Here is a 16,266-nt window from a genome sequence, read left to right as displayed (position 1 = left end):
ATGAGGCCACAGGTGCAGTCGCAGATCGAAACGCCCAAACCCCGCCTTGAAATCCGCAACCTGCGTCGCCGCTTTGGCAACCGTCAGGTGGTGGACGATGTGTCGCTGTCCGTGAAATCCGGGCAGGTGACCTGTTTGCTTGGCCCCTCTGGCTGCGGAAAGTCGACCACATTGCGCATGATTGCTGGCGTTGACATGCAAGACAGCGGCGAAATCTATGTTGATGGCGATCTGATTTGTGACACGGTGTTTCGCGTGCCACCGGAACGGCGCCAAATTGGCCTGATGTTTCAAGACTTCGCGCTGTTCCCGCATCTCTCAGTTTGTGACAACGTCGCCTTCGGGCTCAGAGGCAATCGCGACGAAAAACGCACCCGGGTCGAGGAACTTCTGGCCAAGGTCAACCTCGGCTGGGCTGTAGACAAATATCCGCATGTGCTCTCAGGCGGCGAACAACAACGTATCGCGCTCGCCCGTGCCTTGGCCCCACGTCCTCGGATTATGTTGATGGACGAACCGTTCTCTGGGTTGGACAACCGCCTGCGAGATGACATCCGCGACGAAACTTTGGCGGTCCTCAAAGAAGAGGATACCGCCGTGCTCTTGGTCACGCATGAACCTGAAGAGGCGATGCGCATGGCGGACGAGATTGCGCTGATGCGCGACGGCAAAATTGTACAGCAGGGCGCACCCTACAACATTTACAACGCTCCCGTGGACAAACAGGCAGTGGCCTTTTTCAGCGACGTCAACGTGATCTGCTCCACCAGCCACGGCGCACTGACAGATACCCCTTTTGGTCAGTTTCTGACGCCGGGTTTGCAAGATGGAGCTTTGGTCGAAATTGTGATCCGTCCCCAGCATCTCAAGTTGGACTTTGACCGGGGGGGCAAGGGACCGCTGCCCACATCCACGGATGGGGTTGCCGCGCGCGGGGTGGTCAAACGCGCGCGCTTTATGGGCAATGAAAGTCTTGTGGAGTTCCGGATGGATCACGACGGCTCTGAACTCAAAGCCACGGTGCCAAACGTCTTTTTGCCAAAAGAAGGCACACCGTTGTGGCTCACCATCCGCCGTGATCGGTGTTTTGTCTTCCCGGCCTAGGCTAACTGCGGCTCTTGGCGAGAAAGTCCTGTAGGCTCTTTCCCGGCTCTTCGACGAACAAACCCGGCAGCGGCGCCAATTGCGTGATCTGATCGACACGGATCTGCGCAAAGTCCGAATGCGTTTCATCCCAGACGGTCAATGTCCAGACACGTCCCCAATACTCAAGCTTCAAAGGCCGGACATCCTGTGCGCTCTCATCGCGCTGGTTCACACGCAGCTTTTGTTTGGCCCGGATGGCGGTGCGCAGTGGCGTCAGATGGGGCAAGGCCTGCGCCGTGCCTTCAAACGGATAGGTCGCAAAGCCAAAACCCGCCACCACGCCGCCGACCTCCTCTGGCAGCACTGCGTCTATTTTTGCACTGAGACTTTCGGCTGCGTTGCGCAGGCCACCTTCCATGCCCGCGCCAACCACCGCCAATCCCACATGCAAAGCCTCAAGTTCCTCTTCTGTCAGGTTCAGCGGGGGCAGAGTGAGCGCTGCCTTGGCCCGATACCCCGTACCGCGCTCTCCCTCGATGGCCACCCCGCTGTCCGCCAGTGTTTTCATGTCGCGATAGATCGTGCGTAGCGACACGGACAATCGCGCCGCCAGATCCTCGGCCCGATGCAGCTGCCCATCTTTGAGCACCTCCATCACTTCAAAGAGCCGATCAGAGCGATTTTGTGAACTTGCCAAAGGGTGATTCCTGTCATTTCCTGCCAAAATAGTGGCAACTGACACAATAGTGGCAAAATGTATGCCGAAAACCCCGAATTCGAGAAGCTTTAGCAGTCTCTACGCCTTTTCGACCCGCCGCGCAGCCGCTACCAAGAATGAGGATTTAGACAACCGGGCCAGCGCCCGGGACACAGGAGAAGAAACATGGGTATTGGAAACATTGGTCTGCCGGGCATTCTGCTGATTGCTGTTGTTGTGCTTGTGCTGTTTGGGCGCGGTAAGATCAGCGGCTTGATGGGCGAAGTGGGCAAAGGCATCACATCGTTCAAAAAGGGCATCAACGAAGGCCAGCAAGAGCTGGAAGAAGACGCTGCTGAGGTGGCCAAAGATGTCACACCAGAAGATGAAAAAGACAAAGTCTGATCTGAGGTCTTAAATCCATGTTTGATTTGGGATTACCAGAACTCTTGGTAATTGGTGTCGTTGCGTTGATCGTGGTTGGCCCCAAAGATTTGCCAATGTTGTTTCGCTCGGTGGGCCGCTTTGTGGGCAAGGCCAAAGGCATGGCGCGCGAGTTTTCCAGCGCCATGAACCAAGCCGCTGATCAAGCGGGTGTCAAAGATGTCACTGACACTCTGAAAGGGGCAACAGATGGGCTCAACAAAGTGTCCAACCCGCTTAAGGCGGCCACAGATGCCGTCAAAGACAGCGCAAATGAAGTCAAGCGCTCCATGAGCTACGAGCCCGGAGCAACAGAGACAACGCTGTCAAAAGAGCGCGCAGAGGCTGCCGCAAAAATTCATAAGCACTCCGCGGAAATGGCCCAAGCGCGTCTGGACAAGGAAGCCGCTGAAAAGGCCGCGGCAGAGGCTGCAGCCGCTGCTGATGAGACGCCGAAAAAGGACGATGCATGAGCAATACGGACGAGATCGAAGACAGCTCCGCCCCGTTGATCGAACACTTGGCGGAGCTGCGCACACGCCTGATCCGCTCGGTTCTGGCGTTCATTGTGGCGATCAGCTTTTTCTTCATCCCAATCGGTGGGCAATTCATTGCAGAACATGTTCTGCATTTTCTTGTGAGCCCGATTGTAGAGGTTCTGCGCGACCTTGGTGATCCGTCACCGACGTTGCAATTTACCTCGCCACAGGAATACCTGTTCACCTTGTTCCGCATCTCTATGGTTGGCGGGTTTGCCTTGGCCTTTCCGGTGATCGGCTTTCAGATGTGGCGCTTTGTTGCGCCGGGGCTCTACAAAAACGAGCGCGGAGCTTTCTTGCCGTTCATGATTGCCTCGCCATTTATGTTCTTGCTGGGCGCCTCTTTTGCCCAACTGGTTGTGACACCGTTGGCGATGCAGTTCTTCTTGGGATTTGCTGATGTGGCGTCGGTGTTTGCCAATCTAATGGCGCCTGCTGTCGAAGATGTGCCCGGCACTGTCGCGGCCACTGTGCCTGAGACATCTGAAGGGGTACAGATCACCTTCTTTGGCAAGGTGAACGAAAGCCTTGATATCACGCTTAAGTTCATCATGGCCTTTGGCCTGTGCTTTCAGCTGCCTGTGCTTTTGACCCTGATGGGCAAGGCGGGTCTGGTCAACGCGGAAGGCCTCGGTTCTGTGCGCAAATACGCCATGGTCGGCATTCTGGTGCTTGCCGCCCTCGTGACGCCACCTGATGTGGTGACCCAGTTGATCCTCTTCACGGTGGTCTATGGTCTCTATGAAGTGTCCATTTTCCTTGTGCGTCGGGTTGATCGTCAACGCGTGGCCAAGCTTAAGGAAGAAGGCGTCTACTTTGACGACGACGAAGAAGGCGAAGACGAAGCTGACATTGCTGACGCCGAAGGCAAGTAACGCCTCAATGCGGAAAAATCCAAACGCGCTCCAAACTTTGGGGCGCGTTTTTTATTTGCGTTGGGCGCAATCGTTGCCAAGCTCTTGTTGTTGCGCGGTGAACATGGTTTCTATCCCCACCAAAAACCGGAGCCTGCCATGGATGACACCACATTGAACCGTATCGCCGAAGCGCTGGAGCGCATGTCTCCCGTGCCAACACAGGCTCCTGATTTTAACGTCGCGGATGGCTTTGTGTGGCACGTAGAGCCCGACCGTTTGGAGCCCGTGCCAGATATTAACCGGGTTTCACTGGACCTGCTGGTGGGGATCGATCGCTCCCGCGACACACTTTTGGAAAACACCCGCCAATTTGCGCGTGGCCTGCCTGCCAACAACGCGCTTTTGTGGGGCGCACGTGGCATGGGCAAGTCCTCCATTGTGAAAGCCGTGCATGCACAGATTCTCGAAGAAGGCCACGCGCTCAAAATTGTGGAGCTTCAACGCGAAGACCTGCCCACTGTGTCGCGTCTGCTGAACCTGCTGCGCAGCAGCTCAGAGCGATTTCTGTTGTTTTGTGATGACCTTAGCTTCAGCCACGATGACCAACACTACAAATCGCTCAAAGCGGTTTTGGATGGTGGCATCGAAGGGCGGCCTGACAATGTGGTGTTCTACGCCACCTCCAATCGCCGTCACTTGATGCCCCGGGACATGATCGAGAACGAACGGTCCAGCGCCATCAATCCGTCTGAAGCCGTCGAAGAAAAGGTCTCACTGTCAGATCGCTTTGGCCTCTGGCTGGGCTTTCATCCCTGCTCGCAAGACGACTTCCTAGCGATGATCGATGGCTACTGCGCTGCCCATGGTGTGCAGGTTGATCCGAGCCGCTTGCGGGCGGAAGCGATCGAATGGCAAGCCACCCGTGGCGCACGCTCTGGTCGGGTCGCATGGCAGTTTTTCTTGGACCTTGCGGGCCGCGAAGGCGTGACGCTCTAGCCTGCGCCTGATCCCCAGCCCTATTTTAGGTAGGGGCCTGGGTTCACGCTGTCAAAACCATCACGCACTTCAAAGTGTACAAAGGCGTTCTCCGCGGGCAATTGCGCCATCGCTTGCCCCCGTTTCACGTTTGCTCCTTTGGACACTTTCACGTCCGCGACGTTGTAGTAGACGGTCATCAAATTGTTGGGGTGGCGCACCACCAAAATGGTCACGTCATCCGCATCTGTGGTGATCGCAGCCACTTTGCCGTCGGCCGCCGCTGACACCGGCGCACCTGGGTCTCCGGCTATGTCGATCCCGTTGTTTTTGCCCTTGGAATACGGACGGATGACTTTGCCTGACACAGGGTAGCTCATCGCGGCCTTGGACGCGCTTTGCTCCTTGGACAAGTCTGGGCCTTCAGGTTGCTTGATATCGGCTGCAGCCTCGGTTGCGCTGTCATCTGGCAATGGTTTGGACGCGCTGGGCGGTGTGGGCGTTGGTGATCCTTGCCCCGGTTTTGTCACAGCTGCTGCACTGGTTGCCGCAACAGTGGTCGACGCGGGTTTCTGCGCGTTTGGATCTGCCGGTGGGATCAGGAGGATCTGGTTCTCACGAATTGTGAAATCGCTGCCCAATCCATTCCAGTCCGCCAGCGAGCGCACAGAAACATTGTACAAACGTGCAATCGTAAAGGCCGTTTCGCCGCGCTTTACTTTATGACGAATGGGCTCGACGCCGGTGGGCGCACTTTTCTTTGGCTGCGCCGCTGGCTGCAATGTTTCGGTTTCCACGCCTTGGTCAGCATTATTGATCGCGCCGCCCGCCAGTGCGGTGATGTCCACACCACCCGGAGGTGTCACCATCCCTGCGCCACCCGTGGCCGCAGAGGGTTCGGCCACGCGATATGGGAGAGCAATGATCTCGTCTTGGCGCAATGTCGCGTCTGCTGCGATACCGTTGTGACGGCTTAACTCTTCAACAGGTATGCCGACGCGGCCGGAGACGTCTTGCAACGTGTCGCCGCGCTTTGCCACAGCCACCTGATAGTTCGGGTAGGAAATCACGCCACGATTGTCGGGCTTGGGCCGCTCTGCAGTGGCGGTCAACGCGGCATTGCTGGTGTCCAACCCGCCACCAACATCACCTCGGAAATCGTAGTCAAACCCGCCCTCACACGCAGCCAGCAGGCACAGGGCCAAACCGGTGCCAAACAAACGGGCGCTCTTGGGCAGGAAATAATCCATCTCGATATCCTCACACGCGGTCCCTTCAAAGGGGGTCTTTTGCCAAAGCCGCTCTGATCCAATGGTTTCTTTGTGCCACACATGGGCGAGGCGCCCCCAGATGCCAAGGGGAAAACCTCAATTAGTCAGTCATTGTCGCGTGCAACGCCTTCCAGCAAGGGCACAAACCGCACGGATCTCAATTCATCGTAGTCAAACCCGTCTTCGGTGCGTCGCACGCGAATTAGGCTTTGCACCGCATCCGACTGTCCAACAGGCACCACCATGATACCGCCGATCTTCAGTTGCGCCAAGAGGGGGCCCGGCGGGTCCTCTGCTGCGGCTGTCACAATGATGCGATCAAATGGCGCCTGATCGGGCAGCCCAAAGCTGCCATCGGCAATCAGAGACGTAATGTTGACAATGCCAAGCGTGTCAAACACGGACCGCGCTTCACCCACCAGTCGCTTGTGGCGATCGACGGTGTAAACACGCCGGGCCAACTGACTCAGAATGGCCGCTTGATAGCCTGAACCGGTGCCAACCTCTAACACCTTATCGCGCGGGCTGACCTCTAAGGCTTGGGTCATCAAACCCACCACGGAAGGCTGTGAAATCGTCTGGCCGCAAGAAATTGGCAGCGGCGTGTCCTCGTAGGCGCGCTCTGCAAACAATCCACGCACAAACAGGCCGCGGTCGATCTCTTCCATTGCGCTGAGCACAGCTTGATTGGTCACGCCACGCGACCGCAGCGCAAACAAGAACTGCATTTTGCGTTCCGCAATGAGATCGGGCTCGGTCATTCGATGCCCTTAAGTGCCGACAACGCATCATGTGCTGTCAAATCGGCGCGCATCGGCGTGACAGAAATGTAGCCGTCCAAATTGGCCGCCGCGTCGGTGCCTTCAGCGGTTTTCTGTTGCTGATCCCCGCCACGTGCCCACAAGAACCGCCGTCCAGACGGCGACGTATGTGGCTCCACTGAGAAACCAGTGCCTTTTCGCAAACCCTGTGCGGTCACGCGAACGCCCTGTACGTCTTTGGCCAAAACCGGGGGGAAGTTGATGTTGTAGAACAGACCGTAATCGGCGGCATTGGGCACGTCTGTATCTAAGATGCTACGCAGAACCTGCGCACCATGCGCGCCCGCCGCTTGAAACGGGTCATCAACATTGTAATTCTGTGGGCCAAAGAACTGCGACAGAGCAAAGGAAGGAATGCCCTGCAACGCCCCTTCGATCGCGGCCCCCAAAGTGCCTGAGTACAAAGCATTTTCAGCCGAGTTGTTGCCCCGGTTCACACCTGACAAGATCAAATCTGGCCGCGCATCAATCATCACATCATGCACGCCTGCCAGAACGCAATCGGCCGGGCTGCCCTCTGCGGCAAACCGGCGTTCACCCATCTTGGCTATCATGGTTGGGTGGGTGTAGCTGATGCAGTGTCCAACGCCAGACTGCTCAAAGGCAGGTGCCACACACCAAACCTCGCCATCTGGCCCAGCCAGATCATGTGCGATCTGTTCAAGTGTGACCAGTCCGGGGGCATTGATGCCGTCGTCATTGGTGATGAGAATACGCATGCCGCTGCCCCTGAAAATCGCCTGTGGCCTCTGATTATTCGACCTATCTAGAGGAGCGGGCCAGACGGAGCAAGCATCGGACCGCCCACAAGCTCAGATGTCATTGGCGTTGGGGAATTGACGTCACAGGTGGCCAGAGCTTAAAGCGCCAATTGAGCCAACAACCGCTTTGCCTCATCATGCGGATGCGCCAGTGGTGCACGGTCTTCGCCCGGGAAAAAGCGAGCGCGTGTGCCGGTTGGCATGCCATTGGGAGTCAAGATCGACACTTTTGGCCCAATCGCTGCGGTTTCCAACTGCCAGCTCTTGGCCAAAGCAATCTGTGCGCCCTTGGTGGCCCCATATGAGCCAAAGAATTTCTGCCCGGTGCGATCATCGTCAAAGAACACCGCCTGACCGCTCTGACCCAAAAGGGGGCTCACAAAGGGGATCAGGCGCGCGGTGGCATCCAAATTGATGCTCATGGATTTCTGCCAGTCTTTTGCGTCGATGTGATCTGCGGGCGTCAGCGGCGCGCCGTGGATCGCGGTATGAACCCAAAGATCGACTTTTCCCCAACGATCATGAATCGAACGGCACAATTGTGCCATCGCATCGGCGTTGGTGATGTCCATTGGCGCCAACGTGGCCTGCCCACCTTTGGCTTGGATGCGATCATCCAAATCTTCAAGCCCACCGGTGGTTCGGGCCACAGCCACAACGTGATAATCAGCCGCAAGAGCTTCGGCAAATGCCGCACCAAGTCCACGGGAAGCGCCGGTGATAAGCGCGATTTTCTCGCCCGACTGGGCCACGGAAGAAGCTGTATTGGTCATGCACCGTCAATGCGGCCAAAGCCGGGTGAGGTCAAGAGGGGCAACGGTGCGGCAAAACGGCGGCGGTGTCAGTTTGGCATGGAAAGACGCGTGGTGCCTTGACCGCCATTGAGCACAATGCTGCTGCCGTCAATGGCAACCACTTTGCCAGATGGGGTCCGATCTCCCAACTCGACGCGCAGGGTGCGCCCACTGGTGGTCATCAAAAGCGCGCGGGGCGCATTGGTCGAGCCCATCACGCCGATCAAGGTCAGGCGAGAGCGGTTTTTCAACACACCGCTTTGCGTGGCCGTGGTGGCCACGTGGGGAGGGGTCTTTGACGTCATGGCCAAACCTGTGTTCGTGAGTGAAGGCGGCCTTATAGTCGGATGGTCAGTGGCCGCCAGCCACAGATACGAGGTTTTTGGTTAATACGGCCTGAACAGGCGGAAGGTTGCCGCGATATTTGAGTAAAAAGCGGAAATCAGCCGTTCAGATGGGGGCGGATATCCTCACCGCTGGCTGCATAGATATCCAGAAGATGATCAAACGAAATGCCTTCAGCCTGCGCGCGCGCCAGCGGGCCATCTTGTGCGATCAGTGTGGGGCGCTCTGAAGCTGTCTCCGGCGCTTTAAGACCACATGCCAACGGCTCGGCGTTTTCAAACCGCGGCAAGTCATTCATCAACCACCCCGCACAGCCTTGAAATCCCGGTCGCTCGCCAGTGGCGTCTGCAACGTAAGACATGAAATCATCTTCGGTGACGCTCGCCCAGACTCCAAACAGAAAGGTCTCTTCGCTGCCTCGGATCGGGATCGGCAGAACGCAGTGGATAAAATACAATCCATCACAGCGACACAAGTCGGCGCTGAGCTGATCTGCGCCCACATTGAGAGTTGCGCCTGCGGTCGGTTGCAAATCACCATGAGGCCAGGCATCGGGATGGCCAAATCCGATGTCGATCAGCCCACCGAAGCTACGCCCGCAACAGGGGCAGGCGTAGGTTTCATCGTTTAGGCGTCGCCAGCGGCTGTCGAGCGCAAGCAAGCTCATCTGTGCGCTAGCCCTGCGACGGAACCAAAGTGGCCCCGTTCCAACTTGACCCGGGCGCGGGGGCTTCTTCAATTTTTTTGCTGACTCTGGTGCTGCCTTCTAGCGCGGCCAGATACTCTGGCGTCACGCCTCCGGTGATGTAGTTGCCATCAAAGCAGGAACAATCGAAGCTCTCAATCGAAGGATTGCCCTCTTTGGCTGCCCAAATCAGATCGTCGAGTTTCTGATAGAACAGCGCATCGGCGCCCAACTCTTCACGGATGCCCTCGATGCTCAAATCGTTGGCGATCAACTCGTGTTTGGTCGGCATGTCGATGCCGTAGACATTGGGATAAGCCACGGGAGGCGATGCAGAGGCGATATAGACTTTCTTTGCGCCTGCGTCCCGGCACATTTGCACAATTTTCTTGATCGTATTGCCACGCACAATGCTGTCGTCAATCAACAGGATGTTACGCCCATCGATTTCACGCGGAATGGCGTTGAGTTTGCGGCGTACAGATTTTTGTCGTTCTGCCTGACCGGGCATAATAAAGGTGCGGCCCACATAGCGGTTCTTCACCAGCGCTTCGCGGTAGCGAATGCCGGTGATGTTGCTGACCTCAAGCGCCACCGGGCGGGCGCTGTCAGGGACCGGGATCACCGCATCAATGTCCAGCCCGCTGTCCTCAATCTGTTTGGCCAGCGTTTTGCCCATCCGTATTTGCGCTTGATAGACGGACACACCGTCCAGCACACTGTCAGGCCGCGCGAGGTAAACGTACTCAAAAATGCAAGGAGTGAGCTTGCCGTCCACCGCTTGGAATTCATGTAGCTTTCCGTCCAGATCGACCAAAAGCGCTTCGCCAGGTTTTACATCGCGCAGCTTGTCAAAGCCGTTGATGCCAAAGGCCACATCCTCAGAGGCAAATGCATAGTCGTCGCCTTCACCCTCTGCGTCGCGTTTGGCCACCGACAGCGGCCGAATGCCGTGCGGGTCGCGGAAAGCCAGCATACCAACACCAGCAATCAGGCAGATCACGGAATACGCTCCCTGCACCCGCTCCATGGTCATTTTTACACCGGCAAAGATGTTGCGAATTGCATCTCCGCTGCCGTTGACTTTGATTGCATCGGCCACTTTGTCGGCCAACACGTTGAGCAAAATCTCACTGTCGCTGGTGGTGCGCAAATGACGGCTGTACTTGCCGGTGACTTTTTCACGCTGGGCTTCTGTGTTGGTGATATTGCCGTTGTGCACCAAGTAGATACCGTAAGGCGCGTTCACAAAGAAGGGCTGCGCCTCAGAGGCCGAAAGGCTGCCCGCTGTGGGGTAGCGTACATGGCCCATACCAACCCGACCGGTTAGCGTGTCCGCGTCACTTGGCTGAAACACGTCTTTTACCAAGCCGTTGGCTTTGCGTTCGCGGAAGAAACCGCCGGTGTAGGTCACCACGCCCGAGGCGTCCTGTCCTCGGTGCTGCAACATCAGCAGCCCGTCGTATATCTCCGCAAATACATCGTCATTGCGATTGGCGATCCCCAGAATTCCGCACACGTGCAGCGCTCCCTTGTTCGGACTAGGCTAAGCTAGGTTGTTGGGTGGCTAGGCGTCCTTCACAGGTTGCTGACGCATGATATGTGAAGGAGGTTGGATGAAGAACACGTGCAACCGGGGTTGCAAACATTTGGATGCAGGCCAGCATGCCGCTATGTGCGGCGGTGTGAGTGACGTGTGTCAGGCCATTGACCACAGAGGTGGCTCCGAATCCCAGTTTCGTGCTTGGCCTCTCTTAAGCGCTCAGCCCGGGCATGTCACGAAAGGATCACAAGTTGAGGTAAAGAAAGCGGGCTGTCCCATCAAATTGTTGGCTTCAGGCGCTCTTGACCAATCGAATGATCACCAGCACGACGGCCGCCCCCAACATCGCGGTCAGCACAGAACTAAAAAATCCACTTCCCAGCCCGATACCAACCATCGGCAAAACAAAGTTCGCCAAAATCGCCCCGCCAATCCCCAACAAGACATTGCCAATCAGACCGAAGCCTCCGCCACGTATGATTTTAGCGGCAAGCCATCCTGCGAGCCCGCCAATAATCACCGCTGAGAAAATCCCAGAAAACAGCACCTGTTGTGTCTCCGCAGTCACGTCCATTTCTGTATCCTTTCTGCACAAAGCCTAGGAGGTTTGCGCCTCCAAATGTGCGATATGTTTGCGCACCAGATCGATATGCATGCGCGCATGATACGCGGTTTGCCGATAGGGAAGCGGCAGCTTCAATCGAGAAATGCGACGATCAACCAGTTCCAGCTCCTCCGACAGCGTTGCAAGCTCATGGGCACTGGTATGTGCCCCGATCTGGGTCTCGATCTCACGAATGCGGCCATAGTGTTTCCAGACCTGCCAGCCACGAAAATAGGCATACATCATTGGCACGACTCTCAGAAGCGGCACCAGCAAAAGCAGAATGGGCAAAGTTAAAAGCAGCATCCGATTGACCTGAGCCGCCGCCCAATAAGGCAGCAGATTGTGCCACGTTGTTGGGCCCTCCTGAATCAACTGGCGTGCCACGTTGTTGATTGGCATGCCGATGCCTTGCGGGGAGGGGAAGACGCCGCGTTCGGTCAGGATATCTCGACCACTGTGCAGCTCTTTGGCCGCCATTGTCAGGCGGTTGACCAGAGCTGGGTGCAGTTGAGGGTTTATCGCAAGCTGCGCTTTCAATGCCAGCATGGTCTGACTGGTTTGAGGCTGCACTGGTTCCAGTGATACGGCCCCGGTTGGAATGGACACAAGATCCGCATAGTCCAGATGGCGCGAGATCGCATCGGCGTAAGACAGCTGCAACAGCGTGAGACCATCTGAGCTAAAGGCCTGAGCAAGGTAGGGGGCTTCGATACTACTCACCAAAAACGCCAGATCAATACCGCCAGCCTCAAGCGCAAAAACGCTTTGGGCGAACCCAAGCTCCAGATGTTCATTGGCATTCTGCGACAGCCCAACCGCTTCTTGAAAATCCCGAAACGCGGCTGCGGTTCCTGATCCCGGACGCCCGCTCGAAATGCGCAAATCGCGCCACAGAGCAGGGTTGGATGGTATGTCGTGGTCGCTTCTGGCCAGAAAGATCATTGCCTCATAGAACACGCCGCCAATGGCTTCGGCATGTCCGGGCGCCACAAACACACCGGCTTGGAGGAAGGCCGCGTCAATACCGCCCTCTGACAACAAGGTGGCGTTGTCTTGCGAGCCGTCTGTGTAAAGGATCACCACTTCGATGCCGTCACGTGCCAACACGTCTCGGTATCGCTCTGCCATCAAAGCATAAGCGCCACCGCGTGCCCCCGCCGCCAAGGTCAGCGACTTGGGCGGCAGCAGCATAAACATTATCAGCGACAGGCACATGGCCAATGTCAGTATGGTGATCGAAATCCAAAGGCGCATGAAAAGGCTCTAAAAACCGAAAGTTGCCTGCACGGTAACGGGCGATAGGGGCGCAAACAAGAGGTCTCAGTGCGCCATAAAAAAAGCCCGCAACGATATGATGCGGGCTCCTGTCGTGTGATCACGCTTTTGCGTTACTGTTCGCAGACGCCAACCAGTTGTTCATATTGGCTGGTGATCCAGCCCAAAGCCTGTTGTGGATCACGATCGTCGATCTGGCGGGTGATGCGGCCAAACACTTCGGCAGAGCGGCTGTCGTCCACCATGGCAATGGATTGGCTGGTGATCACGGTTTCATAAACAAAAAAGGCGATCGCCACCAAAAGAATGCCGCGCAGCACCCCGAATATGAAGCCCATGCCTTGATCCAACCCGCCAAGTGCAGAGCGCTGCACAATCGACGAGAACAGCGGTGTGAACAGCGAGACCACCACCAGCGCCAAGGCGAAAACCGCCGCAAAGGCTGCGATAATGGACAACTCACAGCTGTCTGCGAGATATTCACCCACAACAGGAATTTCTTTGATCAGCGGCTGTAAAGACCCGGCAAACATGAATGCCAGAACAGCGGCGGCAACCCAGCCCGCAATGGCCATGGTTTCGCGCACAACACCGCGGCTATACGCCAGCAATGCTGAAATGACTATGACACCCGCAACCACGGCGTCGATAATGGTGAAACCTTCCATGTATTCCCGTCCCCTTAGACCGCCCCCGGTCCGCCTCTCGGCCCTGTTACTTCCGGGCCTGGCGCTTGTGGCGCATCAGCCTGCTCCGAAAACCTCTCCGACAAAGCTTGCCAAATCCCCAATTCGGTTGAGATTCATACCCTCAACCGTTTGCGCCTTGCCACCTTTCGGAGCGATTGCCGTTGTGAAACCAAGTTTTTGGGCTTCTTTCAACCTATTTTCGGTCTGACTGACGGCGCGAAGCGCTCCAGACAGGCTAATTTCGCCAAAAACAACGGTATCTGCTGGCAATGCACTGTCTTCGCGTGCGGAAATTAGCGCACATGCCACCGCGAGATCCGCGGCGGGTTCGGAAATTTTCATACCGCCAGCCACGTTTAGATAGACATCCAGTCCGGCGAAAGGGATTCCGCACCGCGATTCCAGAACCGCAAGAATCATCGCCAAGCGTCCACTGTCCCACCCCACAACTGTACGTCGCGATTGGCTGTGTGGCGACGGCGCAACCAAAGCTTGCAACTCGGTCAACACCGGGCGCGTACCTTCGATACCGGCAAAAACCACACTGCCTGCTGTGGGCGCACCGCGGTCTGACAAAAACAGCGCAGAGGGATTGCCGACTTCGGCCAATCCGCGCCCGGTCATCTCAAACACACCAATCTCGTCGGCAGGGCCAAATCGGTTTTTCACCGCGCGCAGGATGCGAAATTGATGCCCACGTTCTCCTTCAAAATAGAGCACGGTATCAACCATGTGCTCCACCACGCGCGGTCCGGCGATCTGTCCCTCTTTGGTGACGTGCCCAACCAGAATGACCGCCATGCCTTTGCGTTTGGCGAACACGGTCAGCTCGTGTGCGGCGGTGCGGACCTGACTGACTGACCCCGGTGCGCTGCCAACGGTGTCGCTCCACATGGTCTGTATGGAATCAATGATCACCAGCTGCGGTCGCTCCGCTTCAAGTGTGGTCAAGATATCGCGCAGATTGGTTTCTGCGGCCAACATCACCGGACTTTCCGTGAGCCCAAGCCGTTGCGCCCGCATGCGCACCTGTGCGCTGGCTTCTTCTCCACTTACATAAATGGTTTTTACACCTTGTCGCGCAAAGCGCGCGGCAGCCTGCAACAACAATGTGGATTTGCCGATACCGGGATCGCCTCCCACCAAGAGCGCGCTGGCAGGCACCAAACCGCCACCCAGAACGCGGTCCAGTTCTTTCACGCCACTCATGGTGCGCGGCGGCGGGGTTTCTTTGGTCGATAGGTCGGAGAGTTCCATCCGTCGGCCCTTGGCATTGCCAATAGCGCTGCCTGCCGGGCCCGCGCCAAACGGCGCTTCCTCGACGATGGTGTTCCAGTCGCCACAGGCTTCACACCTGCCGGACCATTTTGACGATACCGCGCCGCACGCGGAGCAGGTGAATTGGGTTTTGCTCTTTGCCATGTTCCCGTTTTGGACCACTACCGCTTGCGGGTCAAATGGCTAATTGCCATGGAGGCCAATATGCACGCCGTAAACAGGTATACGCCCCAGCCGGTTTCCACAGTGACCCCTCCGGCGCCTTTGACCAAGACGACATAGAGCGCGATCAAAAACACATCACCCATCGCAAGCTTTCCCAAAATTTCCAGCGCAGGCAGCACTTTTCGCCGCATCAAGCCAAATTGGATCAGCGCCACGCCGATGACTTTCAAGTAAGGCGCGAAAATCGCCAGAAAGGTCACCAAGAGCGCCAACGCGACATCAGTGTCCCACAGGGATTGCAGGCCCGAAATGATGGAGATCTCGCTCAATCCGAAAATTGGCAACAACCCGGCGCGCAGCAGAGGCGCGAACCACGCGATCGGAAAGAGAATGAGGAGTGATAAATTGGCAAGACGTAAAATATTGTTCATGCGCAAATAGCTAGGCAGTTCCCCTTGCAGGTGCAAGGGCAATGCCTCAGGCGTCGGCCAAGTTGCATCTTGCGATGTCCAATCCCGACGTCAATGAGACAACAACGCAAATCCAGCAAGCAACCAAATCATCAGCGATGCAGCTGTCCAAAGCAAAACGCTTATCAGGATCGCCCATCGCAATCTCGTGGCTTCCGAAAGGGCGAGGAGCAGGTAGATCAAATAAAATAGCTGGCCGGCCAAAGCGATGGCGACCCATGCAACAGCGAATTCCGGCGCGGGCAACCAAGCAAAGCCTGATGTATTTCGCGCATTGTCATGGAAAAGGACCCAGCCGGCAGAGAGCATCGTCATGGCGAGGAAGCCCAGTACCCATCTACTTTTCTGACGATGCGCGGGCCTCAATAACAGCGCTAAGACAACAGACGACAAGGCTGCTGCAGGCGGAAAGGCAATCAAACCCCAGCTCATTTGTGGAAATCTGGACACAGCCCGTCAGACGTCTGCTGAAATCCGCACCTGCCGAACGTGGTTTGGCACCAGCGGTTGGATGCGCCAAACCTGTGAGAGCGTGAAGTTTGCAATACGCAACCTGCGTTGCGTCGTCTTTTTGCCTTTCTCGGCCTTATGGCGACGGGCACCTTCACCACCAACCGTGTCACAACGACCAAGCTTGCTTTGCCGCATCGACCGATCTTCGCCGCTTTCCGCAAAGCATATCGCAGGTCTCAGGGCGCGTCGCGCAGTGCCTTATCTCTGGCGGTTCAAGAGCCACAGACCCAATCCACTTGTCCTTGCAACCTAGACCCTGCCCAGTATTTCAATGGGTGATGGCCAAAGTCAGACGGATGCGGCTCTGCAAGTGCGTTCAGCATCTCAGAAGCGTTATTAAAAAATCAAAAGTCGATTGTGCTTGGGTCGAACCCGCTGCCAAAGAACCTCACAACAAGAAAGGACTGCGATGTTTTCAGAGCTCAATCCCGGTGCCAGACACATCACCTGACGCGGTCCAGAGAAGGCAAAA

The 16,266-nt window shown here is 56.7% G+C and carries 20 protein-coding genes; 5 read left to right on the top strand and 15 right to left on the bottom strand.

The window, feature by feature from the left end:
- The first annotated feature begins 12 nt into the window (after window positions 1–12).
- Window positions 13–1,104, top strand: coding sequence for an ABC transporter ATP-binding protein (locus tag ABWV47_RS12270; protein WP_353312214.1), 1,092 nt, complete (start codon window positions 13–15; stop codon window positions 1,102–1,104).
- A gap of 1 nt (window position 1,105) precedes the next feature.
- Here the strand turns inward: ABWV47_RS12270 and ABWV47_RS12265 are convergent, their stop codons facing one another.
- Window positions 1,106–1,828 carry a helix-turn-helix transcriptional regulator gene (locus ABWV47_RS12265; RefSeq protein ID WP_353312212.1) on the bottom strand — a complete coding sequence of 241 codons (723 nt, stop codon included), beginning with the start codon at window positions 1,826–1,828 and terminating at the stop codon, window positions 1,106–1,108.
- Window positions 1,829–1,969: 141 nt separating this feature from the next.
- Here ABWV47_RS12265 and ABWV47_RS12260 point away from each other — a divergent pair, with 141 nt between their 5' ends.
- The 4 genes from ABWV47_RS12260 (at window position 1,970) to ABWV47_RS12245 (ending at window position 4,598) form a co-directional block, all read left to right on the top strand.
- A complete protein-coding gene (locus tag ABWV47_RS12260; protein ID WP_353312210.1) occupies window positions 1,970–2,188 on the top strand; it encodes a twin-arginine translocase TatA/TatE family subunit in 219 nt (72 codons plus the stop codon).
- Window positions 2,189–2,205: 17 nt separating this feature from the next.
- Entirely contained in the window at window positions 2,206–2,679 is a 474-nt protein-coding gene (gene tatB, locus ABWV47_RS12255) for a Sec-independent protein translocase protein TatB (RefSeq protein ID WP_353312208.1), read from the top strand.
- Window positions 2,676–3,620, top strand: a complete 945-nt coding sequence (gene tatC, locus ABWV47_RS12250; RefSeq protein ID WP_353312206.1) for a twin-arginine translocase subunit TatC — start codon at window positions 2,676–2,678, stop codon at window positions 3,618–3,620. Before tatB ends, tatC begins: the two co-directional genes overlap by 4 nt.
- Window positions 3,621–3,758: 138 nt before the next feature.
- On the top strand, window positions 3,759–4,598 hold the full coding sequence (locus tag ABWV47_RS12245; RefSeq protein WP_353312204.1) for an ATP-binding protein: 840 nt from the start codon (window positions 3,759–3,761) through the stop codon (window positions 4,596–4,598).
- Between the two features lie 20 nt (window positions 4,599–4,618).
- On the opposite strand, the gene ABWV47_RS12240 is transcribed toward ABWV47_RS12245, so the two are convergent.
- The 14 genes from ABWV47_RS12240 to ABWV47_RS12175 form a co-directional block, all read right to left on the bottom strand.
- Window positions 4,619–5,827, bottom strand: coding sequence for a LysM peptidoglycan-binding domain-containing protein (locus tag ABWV47_RS12240; RefSeq protein ID WP_353312202.1), 1,209 nt, complete (start codon window positions 5,825–5,827; stop codon window positions 4,619–4,621).
- A 125-nt stretch (window positions 5,828–5,952) separates the two neighbouring features.
- Window positions 5,953–6,609 (bottom strand): protein-L-isoaspartate(D-aspartate) O-methyltransferase, encoded by a 657-nt coding sequence (locus ABWV47_RS12235; RefSeq protein ID WP_353312200.1) that lies wholly within the window; start codon window positions 6,607–6,609, stop codon window positions 5,953–5,955.
- A complete protein-coding gene (gene surE, locus ABWV47_RS12230; RefSeq protein ID WP_353312198.1) occupies window positions 6,606–7,388 on the bottom strand; it encodes a 5'/3'-nucleotidase SurE in 783 nt (260 codons plus the stop codon). The genes ABWV47_RS12235 and surE overlap by 4 nt, the downstream gene beginning before the upstream one ends.
- Window positions 7,389–7,528: 140 nt before the next feature.
- On the bottom strand, window positions 7,529–8,203 hold the full coding sequence (locus ABWV47_RS12225; protein WP_353312196.1) for an SDR family NAD(P)-dependent oxidoreductase: 675 nt from the start codon (window positions 8,201–8,203) through the stop codon (window positions 7,529–7,531).
- Window positions 8,204–8,271: 68 nt separating this feature from the next.
- Window positions 8,272–8,529, bottom strand: a complete 258-nt coding sequence (locus ABWV47_RS12220) for a hypothetical protein (protein ID WP_353312194.1) — start codon at window positions 8,527–8,529, stop codon at window positions 8,272–8,274.
- A gap of 137 nt (window positions 8,530–8,666) precedes the next feature.
- Window positions 8,667–9,236: a DUF2199 domain-containing protein gene (locus ABWV47_RS12215; protein WP_353312192.1), complete on the bottom strand. Its 570-nt coding sequence runs from the start codon at window positions 9,234–9,236 to the stop codon at window positions 8,667–8,669.
- Window positions 9,237–9,243: 7 nt separating this feature from the next.
- Window positions 9,244–10,773 (bottom strand): amidophosphoribosyltransferase, encoded by a 1,530-nt coding sequence (gene purF, locus ABWV47_RS12210; protein ID WP_353312190.1) that lies wholly within the window; start codon window positions 10,771–10,773, stop codon window positions 9,244–9,246.
- Window positions 10,774–11,089: 316 nt separating this feature from the next.
- Window positions 11,090–11,371: a GlsB/YeaQ/YmgE family stress response membrane protein gene (locus ABWV47_RS12205; RefSeq protein ID WP_353312188.1), complete on the bottom strand. Its 282-nt coding sequence runs from the start codon at window positions 11,369–11,371 to the stop codon at window positions 11,090–11,092.
- Between the two features lie 24 nt (window positions 11,372–11,395).
- Window positions 11,396–12,658: a TAXI family TRAP transporter solute-binding subunit gene (locus tag ABWV47_RS12200; protein WP_353312186.1), complete on the bottom strand. Its 1,263-nt coding sequence runs from the start codon at window positions 12,656–12,658 to the stop codon at window positions 11,396–11,398.
- Window positions 12,659–12,792: 134 nt separating this feature from the next.
- Window positions 12,793–13,347, bottom strand: a complete 555-nt coding sequence (locus ABWV47_RS12195) for a CvpA family protein (protein ID WP_353312184.1) — start codon at window positions 13,345–13,347, stop codon at window positions 12,793–12,795.
- 75 nt (window positions 13,348–13,422) lie between these two features.
- Window positions 13,423–14,790, bottom strand: coding sequence for a DNA repair protein RadA (gene radA, locus ABWV47_RS12190; protein WP_353312182.1), 1,368 nt, complete (start codon window positions 14,788–14,790; stop codon window positions 13,423–13,425).
- A gap of 17 nt (window positions 14,791–14,807) precedes the next feature.
- Window positions 14,808–15,242, bottom strand: a complete 435-nt coding sequence (locus ABWV47_RS12185; protein WP_353312180.1) for a paraquat-inducible protein A — start codon at window positions 15,240–15,242, stop codon at window positions 14,808–14,810.
- Window positions 15,243–15,332: 90 nt separating this feature from the next.
- Window positions 15,333–15,713, bottom strand: coding sequence for a hypothetical protein (locus ABWV47_RS12180; RefSeq protein WP_353312178.1), 381 nt, complete (start codon window positions 15,711–15,713; stop codon window positions 15,333–15,335).
- A gap of 24 nt (window positions 15,714–15,737) precedes the next feature.
- A complete protein-coding gene (locus ABWV47_RS12175; protein WP_353312176.1) occupies window positions 15,738–15,929 on the bottom strand; it encodes a hypothetical protein in 192 nt (63 codons plus the stop codon).
- Between the last annotated feature and the right edge of the window lie 337 nt (window positions 15,930–16,266).

Origin of the sequence: Shimia sp. NS0008-38b (genome assembly GCF_040370365.1) — a bacterium.
Lineage (GTDB): Bacteria > Pseudomonadota > Alphaproteobacteria > Rhodobacterales > Rhodobacteraceae > Shimia.
Note: the sequence above shows the minus strand (reverse complement) of the source record. Positions and strands in the feature narration are given on the sequence as shown.

What these genes read in the sequence shown, in the direction of transcription:
- ABWV47_RS12225 (WP_353312196.1), bottom strand. Translation starts at nt 8,203, where the DNA reads ATGACCAATACAGCTTCTTCCGTGGCCCAGTCGGGCGAGAAAATCGCG.
- ABWV47_RS12240 (WP_353312202.1), bottom strand. Translation starts at nt 5,827, where the DNA reads ATGGATTATTTCCTGCCCAAGAGCGCCCGTTTGTTTGGCACCGGTTTG.
- ABWV47_RS12185 (WP_353312180.1), bottom strand. Translation starts at nt 15,242, where the DNA reads ATGAACAATATTTTACGTCTTGCCAATTTATCACTCCTCATTCTCTTT.
- radA (WP_353312182.1), bottom strand. Translation starts at nt 14,790, where the DNA reads ATGGCAAAGAGCAAAACCCAATTCACCTGCTCCGCGTGCGGCGCGGTA.
- ABWV47_RS12215 (WP_353312192.1), bottom strand. Translation starts at nt 9,236, where the DNA reads ATGAGCTTGCTTGCGCTCGACAGCCGCTGGCGACGCCTAAACGATGAA.
- tatC (WP_353312206.1), top strand. Translation starts at nt 2,676, where the DNA reads ATGAGCAATACGGACGAGATCGAAGACAGCTCCGCCCCGTTGATCGAA.
- ABWV47_RS12205 (WP_353312188.1), bottom strand. Translation starts at nt 11,371, where the DNA reads ATGGACGTGACTGCGGAGACACAACAGGTGCTGTTTTCTGGGATTTTC.
- ABWV47_RS12195 (WP_353312184.1), bottom strand. Translation starts at nt 13,347, where the DNA reads ATGGAAGGTTTCACCATTATCGACGCCGTGGTTGCGGGTGTCATAGTC.
- ABWV47_RS12175 (WP_353312176.1), bottom strand. Translation starts at nt 15,929, where the DNA reads ATGCGGCAAAGCAAGCTTGGTCGTTGTGACACGGTTGGTGGTGAAGGT.
- ABWV47_RS12200 (WP_353312186.1), bottom strand. Translation starts at nt 12,658, where the DNA reads ATGCGCCTTTGGATTTCGATCACCATACTGACATTGGCCATGTGCCTG.
- ABWV47_RS12245 (WP_353312204.1), top strand. Translation starts at nt 3,759, where the DNA reads ATGGATGACACCACATTGAACCGTATCGCCGAAGCGCTGGAGCGCATG.
- ABWV47_RS12235 (WP_353312200.1), bottom strand. Translation starts at nt 6,609, where the DNA reads ATGACCGAGCCCGATCTCATTGCGGAACGCAAAATGCAGTTCTTGTTT.
- tatB (WP_353312208.1), top strand. Translation starts at nt 2,206, where the DNA reads ATGTTTGATTTGGGATTACCAGAACTCTTGGTAATTGGTGTCGTTGCG.
- ABWV47_RS12220 (WP_353312194.1), bottom strand. Translation starts at nt 8,529, where the DNA reads ATGACGTCAAAGACCCCTCCCCACGTGGCCACCACGGCCACGCAAAGC.
- surE (WP_353312198.1), bottom strand. Translation starts at nt 7,388, where the DNA reads ATGCGTATTCTCATCACCAATGACGACGGCATCAATGCCCCCGGACTG.
- ABWV47_RS12260 (WP_353312210.1), top strand. Translation starts at nt 1,970, where the DNA reads ATGGGTATTGGAAACATTGGTCTGCCGGGCATTCTGCTGATTGCTGTT.
- ABWV47_RS12180 (WP_353312178.1), bottom strand. Translation starts at nt 15,713, where the DNA reads ATGAGCTGGGGTTTGATTGCCTTTCCGCCTGCAGCAGCCTTGTCGTCT.